The 12,628-nt window shown below is 71.7% G+C and carries 8 protein-coding genes; all 8 read right to left on the bottom strand.

Going from position 1 to position 12,628, the window contains the following annotated elements; genetic code table 11:
* Positions 1-124: 124 nt before the first annotated feature.
* The 8 genes from IEY88_RS36700 to IEY88_RS36665 all read right to left on the bottom strand — a co-directional run bounded on the left by IEY88_RS36700 (position 125) and on the right by IEY88_RS36665 (position 12,565).
* The gene (locus tag IEY88_RS36700) at positions 125-2,857 is read right to left on the bottom strand and encodes an nSTAND1 domain-containing NTPase (protein ID WP_189159525.1); all 2,733 of its coding nucleotides are present in this window, start codon (positions 2,855-2,857) and stop codon (positions 125-127) included.
* A 115-nt stretch (positions 2,858-2,972) separates the two neighbouring features.
* Positions 2,973-5,687 (bottom strand): nSTAND1 domain-containing NTPase, encoded by a 2,715-nt coding sequence (locus IEY88_RS36695; RefSeq protein ID WP_189159524.1) that lies wholly within the window; start codon positions 5,685-5,687, stop codon positions 2,973-2,975.
* Between the two features lie 187 nt (positions 5,688-5,874).
* Positions 5,875-8,613 carry an nSTAND1 domain-containing NTPase gene (locus tag IEY88_RS36690; protein ID WP_189159523.1) on the bottom strand — a complete coding sequence of 913 codons (2,739 nt, stop codon included), beginning with the start codon at positions 8,611-8,613 and terminating at the stop codon, positions 5,875-5,877.
* 171 nt (positions 8,614-8,784) lie between these two features.
* Entirely contained in the window at positions 8,785-9,519 is a 735-nt protein-coding gene (locus IEY88_RS36685; RefSeq protein ID WP_189159522.1) for a pseudouridine synthase, read from the bottom strand.
* The gene (gene scpB, locus IEY88_RS36680; protein WP_373294261.1) at positions 9,512-10,501 is read right to left on the bottom strand and encodes an SMC-Scp complex subunit ScpB; all 990 of its coding nucleotides are present in this window, start codon (positions 10,499-10,501) and stop codon (positions 9,512-9,514) included. The genes IEY88_RS36685 and scpB overlap by 8 nt, the downstream gene beginning before the upstream one ends.
* Positions 10,498-11,328, bottom strand: coding sequence for a segregation and condensation protein A (locus IEY88_RS36675; RefSeq protein ID WP_189159521.1), 831 nt, complete (start codon positions 11,326-11,328; stop codon positions 10,498-10,500). Before IEY88_RS36675 ends, scpB begins: the two co-directional genes overlap by 4 nt.
* Positions 11,325-11,645, bottom strand: a complete 321-nt coding sequence (locus IEY88_RS36670) for a hypothetical protein (protein WP_189159520.1) — start codon at positions 11,643-11,645, stop codon at positions 11,325-11,327. The genes IEY88_RS36675 and IEY88_RS36670 overlap by 4 nt, the downstream gene beginning before the upstream one ends.
* Positions 11,642-12,565 carry a ParA family protein gene (locus tag IEY88_RS36665; protein WP_189159519.1) on the bottom strand — a complete coding sequence of 308 codons (924 nt, stop codon included), beginning with the start codon at positions 12,563-12,565 and terminating at the stop codon, positions 11,642-11,644. Before IEY88_RS36665 ends, IEY88_RS36670 begins: the two co-directional genes overlap by 4 nt.
* Positions 12,566-12,628: the final 63 nt, after the last annotated feature.

Below are 12,628 nucleotides of genomic sequence, written 5' to 3'. Positions count from 1 at the left end.
GGAACCCGGCTATGCCGATGAGTCCCCTTGTGAACGCACGCACTCGGTCACCCTAGAGAGTGCATCACCAGTTCACAATGCGTGCTCGCTCAACTCCGGCTTGTTCCGTCACATGGCCGTCGGTTCAGCAGACCTCTCTGCGCTCCACTTCGCCGAAGCTCTTCACCCATTCGGAGTCCGTGAGCCTCGCTCCGTCTTTTTCACACATCCTCTTGATGATGCGTCCCGTGTCGAGGTCGTAGGGCAGCAGCTCGGGGTCCTGGCCCCCGCCGCGCACCAGGAAGTCCCGGTTCTGCGGCCGGTAGACCGCCCGCGTCGAGCCGCCGTGCCCGACGACGTACACGAGCCGGTCCGCGGGGCGGTCGTTCGTGTAGAGCTGCTGCACCTCGAAGACGTTGTCGCGGACCACGGCCACGCGACCGTCGTCGGAGAACGTGACTCGGGCACCGGCCCGCAACGCCGTGTCCAGACGTGCGCGCAGCACGGGCGTTCCGCTCGGCACGCGCTGCCACACCTCGACGATCGACTCCGGCGAGGAGTGCTCGACGGCGAGCCAGCGCCCGTCACCGCTGTAGGTGATGCCGCGGACGTAGGCGTGCTGCGCCATCGGCGGCCCGGCGGACTCGACGGTGCCGCCGATGCTCCAGAACTCGATCGTCGTGGTGCCGGTGGCCTGGTTCCAGACGCCGGTCGCGAGCTCGCGGCCGTCCTGGCTCAGCGCGACGGTCCCGGGGTTGCCCACCGGCATCGGGAGCTTGCGGGGGCTGCGGGGGTCACTGAGGTCGTAGAGCTCCGCGTACTCGGACTCGTCCGGCGTCGGGAGCCCGACCTCGACCGAGGCACCGACCTTGCCGACGATCCGCGAGCCGTCCGCGCTGAGGTCGAGCGTGCGGAACCGGCTGGGCAACGCCGTCAGGTACGTGAGGTCGTTCGCGTCGTTGACGAACCACAGGTGTTCCTGGCCGTTGAAGTCCCTTGTGACGGCACGGCGTTCGGCGAGCTTCACGACCCGATGGCGGTCGGCGAACTTCTGGCCCGGTGACGCCTTGTCCTCGTCGATGGTCCACATCCGGTCGGTGCCGTCCGCGTCCGTCACCGCCGCCATCTCCCCGCGCGGGGCGACCACCACGTCCGCGTCGTCCTTGGGCGTGCCGGTGAACGGGATGCCGCGCGCGACGGCGCTCGCGAGCCGCAGCACCTTCTCGGACTCGGCCGACGGGCTGACGTCGTAGCCGACCAGCGCGTACTTGTCCGCGTACGGACGCCGCTGCTCCAGCAGCGCCTCGGACTGCGACAGCGCCTTGCCGCCGAGCGCGCTCGCGTTCATCTCGGTGATCTTGCGTTCGTTCGAGAGGGCGTAGACGACCGTGCCGGGCACCAGCGCGAGCAGCACCGCCATGACCGCGATCAACGCCGTCGAGCGGCGCGTCTCGCGCCGGGCGCTCCTGGCGACGAACTGGCGTTCCTCGACCGTCAGGAACTCGCCGAGCTCCTTGGCCTTGCGCAGCCGGACGCCCCGGTACAGCGCCAGCGGGTCGCGGTCGCTCGCCTCCCACAGCTCGATCGCGGTGACGAGCTGCTGGTGCGTCCGCAGGTTCTCGCGGTCCTCGTCGATCCAGCGGGCGAGCCTCGGCCAGCGCAGCACGGCGTCGTGGGTGAGCTCGGCGCCGTCCTCGGTGAGCGTCACCAGCCTGGCCTTCACGAGCAGGCCGAGCAGGCGGGCGTCGACGTCCAGCAGGCGGGTGCGGCGTTGCGCGATCCCGTTGCGCCGCACGGAGACGAGCCGCAGCAACAGCTGCCGTGCCGCGCGTTCGCCGGTCTCGCCGAGGGTGGCGAGCAAGGTCTCCGCGGACCGCACGACGACGTGTTCGATGCCGCCGGACTCCTCGAAGCCGGCGAGCGAGAGCGTCATGCCGCGCTTGCGCCGCCACGTCTCGACCAGCGCCTGCTGCACCAGGGGCAGCGCGTGCTGGTTCGCGGCGTCGGCGACGAGTCGCGCGATCACGGCGGTCTCGACGGTCGCGCCGATCTTGGCGGCGGGTTCGGTGATCGCGCGGCGCAACTGGTCCGCGCTCATCGGCTCGATGGTGATCTCGGTGCCCTCGACGCCCAGATCGCGCCACCGCTTCCGCCCGTCGGCACGCACCGCGAGCACGACGTGGGGGCAGCGGGTGACGGCGGCGACGAACTCGGGGGCGTCCAGCGCCTGCTCGAAGTCGTCGACGAGCAGCACGAGGCCGGGGCGGTGCTGGCGGATCCGCAGCCTGAGGTGGTCGGGGTCCTCCCGGAACTCCTGCGCCAGCCGGTCGGCGGTGGTGTTCTCGAAGACCTCCGCGAGGGCCCGTGCGAGGTCCAGGACCGGGTCCTGTCCCGGCGTGATGACCACGGCGTCGTCCAGCGCGGGCAGCAGACCGGCGCGCAGCAGCGACGTCCGGCCTGACCCGGAGGCGCCCAGGACGACGGTGAGGGGCTTGGCCCCGACCGACTCGACGACCTGCTCGACGAGGCACTCGCGCCCGAAGAACCGCTTCGCGTCGTCCTCGGTGAAGGGCTCGCCGCCGGGGTACGGCGTGCCGGGGTGCGGCGGCTGGGTGTGTTCGACGGCGAGCTCGCGCCACCGCTTCGTCCAGGAGGCCGGATCGGCCTCGCAAGCCCGCACGAAAGCGAGCGTCAGCGCGAGCGAGGGCAGCTTGCGCCCGCCGGCCGCGTCGGACAGCGCGGTCGGCGAGTAGTTCGCGCGCCTGGCCAGCTCGCGGTAGCTCGGTTTGCCCGCCTGGTCACGCAGTCTGCGCAGGTCACCGGCGAACCGCAGCAGCGCGGTGTCCTCCGGTCCCAGCGGACGTTCCCCTCTTGGCATGCCGCCTCCTGGCCGGATTGTCCACCAGAGGTTCGCCCTGCGTCTAACGGCCCGCTAACAAGCCACCACCCCGGTCTGCTCTTCGTGATCGTTCCACCTGCGACACGCTGCGGCTTCAGTCCCGGCACGGCGGGGTGAACTCGACACCGGCGAAGTACTGCTCCCACTCCTCCCTGCTCATCCGGGGGAAGGCCTGCTCGCAGATCCTCACCGCCGGGTCGCGCGGGTCGGCGTTCCACAGCCGCACCGCCCGATCCGCACCGCCCGTGACGACGTCGTCACCGCGGGGTGTCAGGCCGACCGCGGTGGCCGGTCCGGTGTGCCCGCGCAGCAGGGCCTGCTCGACCGGTTCACCGTCACCGAGCCGCCAGAGGCGCACCAGGCCGTCGTCGGTGGCGATCGCGACCCGGCCGGCGCCGAGCCAGGCCGACGTGACCTCACCACCGCCGGTGCGGATCTCGGCGCGCAGGACCGGGGCGCGCGGGTCGGTGGTGTCCCAGAGGTGGACGGCCGTGCCCGCGGCGGTCATCAGCCCATCCGCGCCGGCGAACTGGGCACTGCGGGCGAACTGCCTGGTCAGCGACAGGAGCTTGACGTCACGCGGGTCGGTGACGTCGGCGAGGTGCACGGCGTGGCCGGTGGTGACGGCGGCCACGACGTGGCCGTCCGGGCGGAACGACATGCCCGCCAGCGGGCCCAGGCCGAGCTGGATGGTGCTGAAGAGCCTCGGGCGTTCGTCGCGCAGGTCCGTCCAGAAGCTCAGGGCGCCGTCTCCGTCGGTGGTGACAAGAGTGTTGCCCTGCCAAGCGATCGCGGACGCACGCACGGGAAGCACCGACAGTTCGCGTGGTCTCCCGAGAGAGACGTCGACGACGTGCACGGTGCCGTCCTCGGCCGCGGACGCGATCAGACCGCCGGTCGAGTCCATCGCGAGCGCGGTGACGGCGGAAGCGTGCCTGGTCGCCTCGTGGGAGGTGCGCGGGGACGGCAGGTCGTCCAGCGCCGTCAGCACGACCGTGCCGTCGCGGTGCCCGGCGGCGACCTGCTGCTGGGTCGGGCCGACCACGAGCGCGGTGACCTCGGTCTGGGCCTCGCGCAGCACCTGGGACGGCACGTCCTCCTGCCGGAGGCTGTTGCGCGCCTGGGGCAGCGGCACGAGCTGGTAGGCGGCGAGCGCGACCTGCTGGGCCAGGGCGGGGTTCGTGGAACGCAGTGCGGCGGCCTCCCCCACGGCCCTCAGCACGGCGGCGTTGGCGCGTTGCTCGTCGGCGGCGATGCTCGCCCGCAGCGCGAAGACGGTGGAGCTGACGGCGACGACCACGAGTGCCACCAGGGCGGCGAGCAGCTGGCGCTGACGGCGCGTGCGTCTTCGGGCACTCGCGGAGACCTCTTCCTCCGCGGCCAGGCTCGCCGCGAGGAAGGCGCGTTCGGCGGCGTTCAGCGACAGTCCTGCCGGGACGTTCGCGAGACGGCGGCCCCGCCACAACGCGCCGGCGTCGCGGTCGAGCGACTCCCACGTCTGCGTGGCGTGCGTGAGCTCGCGCTGCGCCTTGATGTTCGCGCGGTCCTCCTCGACCCAGCGCTGGAACGTGGGCCAGCCGCGGATCAACGCCTCGTGCGCCAGCTCGACGCCGTCGCGGTCGATCACCACGAGCCTCGCCGCGGCCAGCGCGAACAGCACCTCGTCGTCGGCCTCGAGTTCGGACTGGTGCGCGCGGCGTTTGGTGTCGTCGGCGGTGACGAGCCGCAGCAGGATCCGCCTCGCCTGCTCCCGTCCTGCCGGGGACAGCCCGTCGAGGACGTCCTGCGCGGTGCGGGCGACGGCGTGGTCGAGACCGCCGACCTCCTCGTAGCCGGAGAGGGTCAGCGTCATGCCGCGCCGGTGCTGCCAGGTCTGCGCGAGCGCGTGCGACAGCAACGGCAACACGGCCGCCTGCCCCACCGCGTCGGCCATGAGCCGGGCCAGCAGCGCGGTCTCGACCTTGGCCCCCACGACCGCGGCGGGTTCGGTGATGGCGAGCCGGAGCTCGTCGGGCGTCATGGGACCGACGAGGAGCTGGCTGCCTTCGAGGGCCTCGACCAGTTCGGGATACCGCGCGCAGTGGCCGTAGTAGTCGGCGCGGACGCCGATGACGACCTTCGGGCAGCCGAGGAGCGCCGTGATCAGCCACTGGCGGAGCTCTTCGTTGCGGCACAACGTGAACAGCTCCTCGAACTGGTCCACGACCACGAGATGTCGATGCGTGCGAACGAGTTCGCCCGGGTCCGCCAGGGCGTCAGCGAGCGCGACCGCCTCGCCGCCGGTGAGCCGGGCGAGCGCGAGCGCGCACTCCTCCACGGGGTTCGCGCCGGGGGTGAACAGCAGCACCGGTTCGCGGGTGCGGGCGATCAAACCCGCGCGCAGCAACGAGGACTTGCCCACACCGGACGGTCCGAACACGCCGGTGAAGCGGTTCTTCGTGCCGAGCAGCTCCGCCGTCAGCCGCTCGCGTCCGAAGAACCTCGGCGCGTCACCGGGCTGGAACATCGCGAGCCCGACGTACGGACTGTCGTTGGCCGCATGGGGTTCCGACTCGGCGACGGCACGCCACCGCCGCGCCCACTCCTCCGGGTCGGCGTCGCAGGCCTTCGCGTACGCCTTGGTCACCGCGAGGCTCGGCAGCTTCCGCCCGCCGGCCGCCTCCGACAGCGCCGCCGCCGAGTAGTGCGCCCGCCGGCTCAGTTCCCGGTAGGTGGGGCTGCCCGCACGCTCCCGCAGCCGGCGCAGGTCCGCCGCGAACCGCAGGAGACCGCTCTCGCCCTCGTCGAGAGGGCGTTCCCGTCTCGGCATCCCGTCATTGTTCAGAGAACTTTGTTCAGCGGCCAACACATGACCGTGAACAACCCGTTCGCCCTAATGTCGAGCTTGGATGCAACTACGGGGAAGGCCCGGTGCTCGCGCCCCGAACCGGCGCCGGAGTGGCCGTGGGCGGCCCGCGCACGTGCCGCCCACGGCTCACGCACCCGAGGCATCGCATTCAGCAGACGGGAACGCGGTCCACGTCGGGGAAGTAGCGCCGCCACTCGTCGTCGGTCAGCACGATCTCCCGCTCCCGGCAGAGCCCGTTCCCGACCTTCTCGAGGTCGGTGCTCAGGGTCCAGGTGGACTGGCCGGCGTCGACGACGGCGAAGGCCTTCTCCCGCGTCCGGTACCGCAGGCCCTGCGGGTCCCGGAAAGCGCCGAACGATCCCGCGCCGGCCGCCTCGCCGTCCCCGCCGACGTCCCAGACCTCGACGGCGTTCTTGCCCAGCACGGCGATCTGCCGGTCGTCGGCGCTGAACGCGAACTGCGCGGTGAAGTCCCCCGGCACCCGCGGCACCGTCACCCGCTGCCGCGGCGACCCCGCCACGTCCCACACGACGATCTCGCTCGTGGACCGCAACGCGAGACTCCGCCCGTCGTTGCTGAACGCAGCCTCGACGAACTCGCCGGGAACCCGCATGGTCGTGCTCCGGTACGCGTCTCCGGCACCGATGTCCCAGATCTGCACGGTCTTGGTCTCGACGCTGTCGCCCCTCTCCAGCAGGGCGACCCTCCGGCCGTCCGGGGCCACCTCGACGTGCGCCACCCGGTCAGACCCCAGGTCGAACTCCCGCGGAGCCGCCGGATCCCGCAGGTCCCAGACGGACGCCCGCGCGCCCGGACCGTTGCCCTGCAACGTCGTGGTGGTCAGCCGGGTGCCGTCGCGGTTGACGTCGACCCAGACCTGCCCCCAGCCGAACGGCAGCACGCCGACCTGCTTCGGGCGCGCGGCGTCCGTGACGTCCCAGACGCCCGTCACGCCGGACCTCTCGAACGCGAAGACCCGCCGGTCGTCGGCGGTGAGAAGGACCTGGGCGACGTCGGTGCCGATCACCGGGCCGTCCGTGGTCTGGTCGTACCTGCTCACGATCCTGGCCGGGCCGGACGTCCCGGTCACGACGAACAGCTCGCCGTCCGTCTGCATCGAGAGGGACCTGTTCGTGAGCCCGGACCGGGCCGACATGTTCTGCGCCAGCCTCGCGGCGTCGGCGTTGAGCACCGCGTCGCGCGTCGCCTGGCCTGGCGTCACCGCGTACGCGGCGAGGGCGAGTCGTGCGGCCTGCAGCGGATCGGCCGGGATCAGCCGCATGACCTCCGTCGCGGCGCGCCCGGCCAGGGCGTCGTTGCGCTGCAGCGTCGCCTCCCTCGTCTTGGTCGCGGCGAACACGGCGGTGCCGGCGAGCAGCAGCACCAGCACCGAGAGGACGGTGATGACCGCGCGGGCCCGGCGGACGCGGCGGCGACCGGCGGCCTGGCTCGCGGTGAGGAAGGCCCGTTCGGGTCCGGTGAGCGAGGTGCCGTCGAGTTCGGCGGCCTGGGCCAGGCGGGCACCCTGGTAGAGGAGGTCGGGATCGCCGTCCCACTCCCGTGCGGCCTCGGTGAGCTGGTGGTGGACGCGCAGCGCCTCGCGGTCCTCGGCGATCCAGTCGCGCAGCCTCGGCCAGGAGCGGATCAACGCCTCGTGGGTGAGTTCGGCGTGCTGCTCGGTGAGCGTCACCAGCCGGGCGCCGGCGAGGCGGTCGAGGACCTCGGCGTCGAGGTCCTCGCGGTTCGCGCGCCGTTTGGTGTCCTCGGTGCCCTCGCCGAGCGCGATCAGGCGCAGGAACGTGCGGCGGGCGGTCTGCCGTTGTTCCTCGTCGAGCTGGGAGTACACGGCCTCGGCGGTGCGGGCGATGGCGTGCTCGACGCCGCCCGCCTCCTCGTAGCCGACGAGCGACAACGTCATGCCGCGCCGGCGGTGCCAGGTCTCGACGAGGGCGTGCTGCACGAGCGGCAACGCGGCCGCCTGGCCCGCGACGTCCGCGACCAGGCGGGCCACCAGCGCGGACTCGACGGTGGCACCGACGTGCTGGGCCGGTTCGACGATGGCCCGGCGCAGTTCCTCGGTCGTCAGCGGGCCGACGAGGACCTGGGCGCCTTCGAGCGCCTCGACCAGTTCGGGATGACGGCCGACGTGGCCGTAGAAGTCGGCGCGGACCCCGATGACCACGTGCGGCGCGCTCATCAGGGCCTGGACGAACCAGTCGCGCTGCTCGGGGCTCGCGAGCGTGAAGACCTCCTCGAACTGGTCGACGACCAGGACGAGGTCCTCGTCGTGCTGCCGGATCAGCAGCCCGAGGGCCTCGGGATCGGTGAGCTCGCTGCGCAGCACCACCGCGGAGTGCCCGGTGAGCTGGGCGAGGCGGACGGCGCACTCGTCGAGCGGCTGGACGCCAGGGGTGAAGACCAGCGCCTGCTCCAGCCTCGGCAGCAGACCGGCGCGCAGCAGTGACGACTTGCCCGAGCCACTGGCGCCGAACACACCGACGAACGGGCGTATGCGCGTGAGTTCGACGAGCCTCGCGGTGAGCTTCTCGCGGCCGTGGAACCGGGCAGCGTCCTCTTTCTGGAACGCCTGGAGCCCCACGTACGGCGCTTCGCCCGTGGGCGCGGGCGGGGCGGCGATGTCGCGCCAGCGCCGTTCCCACTCCTGCTCGTCGCCACCACAGGCCCTGGCGTAGGCCAGCGTGACCGCGAGGCTCGGGAGCTTCTTGCCCCCGGCGGCGTCGGACAGCGTCGCCGCCGAGTAATGCGCGCGTGAAGCGAGCGCGCGGTAGGACGGTCCGCCCGCCTGGTCGCGCAGTTTCCTCAGCTCGGCCGCGAACCGGCCGAGTTCGGTGTCCGCGCTCTCCAGCGGGCGTTCGGTGCGTGGCATGTCGATCTCCCCCTGAGATCGATTGTCCACACCCTGTCGTTCACTGCGCACTTCCGACCCCTTACAACGTCGTCGCCGTAGCGTTCTCGTCGCAAGGTGAACGGGGGTTCACCGCAGGTCGTCCCTCCGGCCGTCGGGGGCCGGGGGGACGAGCGGGCGTTCGGATTCTGCTCAGAGACCGACGAGCTTGTACAGCCCGCCGACCTCCTGGCGGTTCAGCACCCGCATCGCACCGGGACGCTGGTTGCCGAGCAGCACCTCGCCGACCGCGACGCGGACCAGCGACTGCACCGGGTAGCCGGCGGTCTCCATGAGGCGGCGCACGATGTGCTTGCGGCCCTCGTGCAGCTTGATCTCGACCAGCGCCTTGCCGGGCACGACGCTGATGACCTTGAAGGAGTCGACCTTGACCGGCCCGTCCTCCAGCTCGATGCCCGCCTTGAGCTTCTTGTTGAGGCCCTTCTCGACCGGGCCGGGCACCTCGGCGAGGTACGTCTTCTTGACGTTGTAGCTCGGGTGCATCAACCGGTGCGCGAGCTCGCCGTCGTTCGTGAGCAGCAGCAGCCCCTCGGTCTCGGCGTCGAGACGCCCGACGTGGAACAGCCGCTCCTTGCGGTTGCGCACCAGGTCGCCCACGCACGGCCGGCCCAGGTCGTCCTCCATCGTGGAGAGCATCCCGTACGGCTTGTTGAGCGCGATCGTGACGACGTCCTCGCGGATCTGCACCCGCAACCCGTCGACGTGCACGACAGCGGTCTCGGGGTCGATCCGCCGCCCCTGCTCCTTCACGACCTTGCCGTCGACCTGCACCCGGCCCTGCTCGATCAGCTCTTCGGAAGCGCGGCGCGAGGCGATCCCCGCTTGCGCGAGCACCTTCTGCAGGCGCACGCCCTCGTTCTCAGACATCGTCGATCGCATCCACTTCGGGCAGCAGCGGGGCGATTGGCGGCAGGTCGCTCAGAGACGACAGCCCCAACCGCTCCAGGAACAGTTCGGTCGTGCGGTACAGGATCCCACCCGTGTCGCTGTCGGTGCCCGTCTCCTCGATGAGCCCCCTGGCGACCAGGGTCCGGATCACACCGTCGACGTTGACGCCGCGAACCGCCGCGATCCGCGCCCGCGTCACGGGCTGCCGGTAGGCGATCACCGCGAGCGTCTCCAGGGCCGCGCGGGTGAGTTTCGCGCGCTGGCCGTCGAGCAGCAGCTTCTCCACGAACGGGGCGAACCGGTCTCGCGTGTAGAACCGCCAGCCGTCGCCCGCCCTGCGCAGGTCGATGCCGCTGCCGGACTCGGTGTACCGGGTCGACAGTCTACGGAGTGCCTGCTTGATGCGCTTCACCGGCTGCTCCAGCGCGCTGCTGAGGGCGTCCTCGGCGATCGGGCTGTCGACCACGAGCAGGACGGACTCGAGCGCGGCCTCGAACGTCGCGTCGTCGGTGAGGTCGGGCAGGCCGCTGTCCTCGATGGCCTCGTCGGGGGCGGCGGCGAGGAGCTGGGCCTCGAGGGCGGCGGCGTCCTCGGCGTCGGCTTCGGAGGTCCCGGGAACCTCGGGCTCGTCGAGCACGACGGGCGCGGGCGCGGCGTCGTCGAGGGCGGCGTCCGACTCGGGTTCGGGCTTCGCGGTCTTGCGCCTGGGCTTCGGGGCCCGGGGCGTGAGCGCCGCGGCGATCGCGGCTCCGTCGAGCACGACGGGTGCGGGCGCGGCGTCGGACAGCGCGGCGTCAGCGGGCTCGTCGGTGGCGGGCTCGCCGGTCGCGGACTCGCCGGTGGCGGGCTCGGGCGCCGTGCCCCCGCCGGCCTCGGGCTCCGCCGCCGGCGCGTCACCGTCGAACGCCGGCCCCGGCTTCTCGATCTCCGCCGCGTCCGGCCCGACCAGTGGCTCGCTCATCCCGCGTAGTCCTCATCCTCGTCGCCGGCGTGCACCTGCGCCTGCGCGTCGTCCAACGTCCCGCCGACCCACGTCACCTGCAGCGGACCCAGCGGGTCCTCCTGCTCGAAGGCCAGCGACTTCTCGCGGTACAGCTCCAGCAGCGCGAGGAACCGCGCCACGACCTCCATGGTCTCGGTGCACTCGGCGACGATCTCCGAGAACGACGCCGTGCCCTTCTCGATCAGGAAGGTGCGCAGCAGGTCGGCGGTCTCGCGGATCGACACGCGGTGCTGGTGGATGTGCGCGACCGACAGGGTCCGCTTCTCCTTCGGGCGGAAGGACGTGGCCGCGATCAGGGCGAACTTGTCAGGGGTGACGCCCAGCATCACCTCGGGCAGCAGGCCCTCGAAGCGCGGTTCCAGCGACACCGAGCGCGGGTAGCGGCGGTACGCGCCCTGTTCGAGCTCCGCGAACAGGGCCGCGACCTGCTTGTAGGCGCGGTACTGCAGCAGGCGGGCGAACAGGAGGTCGCGCGCTTCCAGCAACGCGAGGTCGTCCTCGTCCTCGACGTCACCGGTGGGCAGCAGGCGGGCGGCCTTCAGGTCGAGCAGCGTGGCGGCGATGACGAGGAACTCGGTGGTCTCGTCGAGGTCCCACTTCTCGCCCATGCCGCGCAGGTGCGCGATGAAGTCGTCGGTGACCCGGTGCAGCGCCACCTCGGTCACGTCGAGGGTGTGCTGGGAGATCAGCTGCAGCAGCAGGTCGAACGGACCCTCGAAGTTCGTGAGCCGGACCTTGAACTTGCCGTCGTCGACCGGGGTCTCAGCGGGTGCTTCCTCGGTCACTGCTCGCGCAACCTGCGGACCAGCAACGACGCGTCGCCGAGCGCTTCGAGGTCGTCCAGCACGATGGCGATCGCCTCGCGCACCACCCGGCCGCGGTCGACGCCCAGGCCGTAGGAGCCGCGCAACGCGAGCCGCGCCTGCTCCAGCGCCATCAGTTCCTCGTCGGACACGTAGACCGTGATCTTCGTGGTGTGCTTGGTGCGGCCGGAGCCGCGGCGCTGCTGCGGAGCCTCCTCGGACGAGGAGACCTCAGGGGACGGAGCAGCGGTCAGCCGGAAGAGCTCCGCCGCCCCGGGAAGTGTTGGGCGACGGTTCACCGGGCGATCACCTCGCGGGCCAGCGCGCGGTAGGCGTTGGCACCGGACGAGCGCGGCGCCCAGCGGGTGATCGGCTCGCCGGCCACCGTGGTCTCCGGGAAGCGCACCGTGCGGTTGATGACCGCGTCGAACACGATCTCACCGAACGCCTCCACGACGCGTGCCATGACCTCGCGCGAGTGCAGCGTGCGCGGGTCGTACATCGTGGCGAGGATGCCGGTGATGTTGAGCTTGGGGTTCAAGCGTTCCTTGACCTTCTCGATGGTGTCGATGAGCAGCGCCACCCCGCGCAGCGAGAAGAACTCGCACTCCAGCGGGATCAGCACACCGTCCGCGGCCGCGAGGGCGTTCACCGTGAGCAGGCCGAGCGAGGGCTGGCAGTCGACCAGCACGTAGTCGTAGTGGTCGATCACGGGACGAAGGGTGCGCACGAGCGTGTGCTCGCGGCCCACCTCCGACACGAGCTGGATCTCGGCCGCCGACAGGTCGATGTTGCTGGGCAACAGGTCCATGTCGTCGACCATGGTCTTGCGGATGACGTCGGGAACGGCGGTGTCGTTCTCCATGATGACGTTGTAGATCGTGGTTTCCAGCTGGTGCGGGTGCACGCCGAGGCCCACCGACAGCGCGCCCTGCGGGTCGAAGTCGACGAGCAGCACGCGGCGGCCGTACTCGGCCAGCGCCGCGCCCAGGTTGATGGTCGTCGTCGTCTTGCCGACGCCGCCCTTCTGGTTGCAGACAGCGAGGATCTTCGCCGGACCGTGGTGCAGCAACGGCGGCGGGTCCGGGATGTGACGACGAGGTCTGCCGGTCGGGCCGATGCCGTCCCGCTGCTCGTGGGCGACGTCGTCCACCGGCGCGGCGTGCGGGGCCAGGTTCAGGTCGGCACGGGGCGCGAAAGCGTGCTCCGGTGTCGACATGGCTGGCGTTCCCTCACTGGTCGTAGTCGTCTCTCGGGGCGCAGCCTAGGCCGCACCCGTGCG

It is taken from the genome of Lentzea pudingi (genome assembly GCF_014646255.1).
In the GTDB taxonomy this organism is placed as follows: domain Bacteria; phylum Actinomycetota; class Actinomycetes; order Mycobacteriales; family Pseudonocardiaceae; genus Lentzea; species Lentzea pudingi.
The sequence above is the reverse complement of the archived record's forward strand: the minus strand, read 5'-3'. Positions and strand labels throughout refer to the sequence as shown.

Excerpts from the sequence above, each read along its gene's own strand:
- IEY88_RS36695 (WP_189159524.1), bottom strand. The coding sequence starts at position 5,687 with ATGCCGAGACGGGAACGCCCTCTCGACGAGGGCGAGAGCGGTCTCCTG.
- IEY88_RS36665 (WP_189159519.1), bottom strand. The coding sequence starts at position 12,565 with ATGTCGACACCGGAGCACGCTTTCGCGCCCCGTGCCGACCTGAACCTG.
- scpB (WP_373294261.1), bottom strand. The coding sequence starts at position 10,501 with ATGAGCGAGCCACTGGTCGGGCCGGACGCGGCGGAGATCGAGAAGCCG.
- IEY88_RS36700 (WP_189159525.1), bottom strand. The coding sequence starts at position 2,857 with ATGCCAAGAGGGGAACGTCCGCTGGGACCGGAGGACACCGCGCTGCTG.
- IEY88_RS36685 (WP_189159522.1), bottom strand. The coding sequence starts at position 9,519 with ATGTCTGAGAACGAGGGCGTGCGCCTGCAGAAGGTGCTCGCGCAAGCG.
- IEY88_RS36690 (WP_189159523.1), bottom strand. The coding sequence starts at position 8,613 with ATGCCACGCACCGAACGCCCGCTGGAGAGCGCGGACACCGAACTCGGC.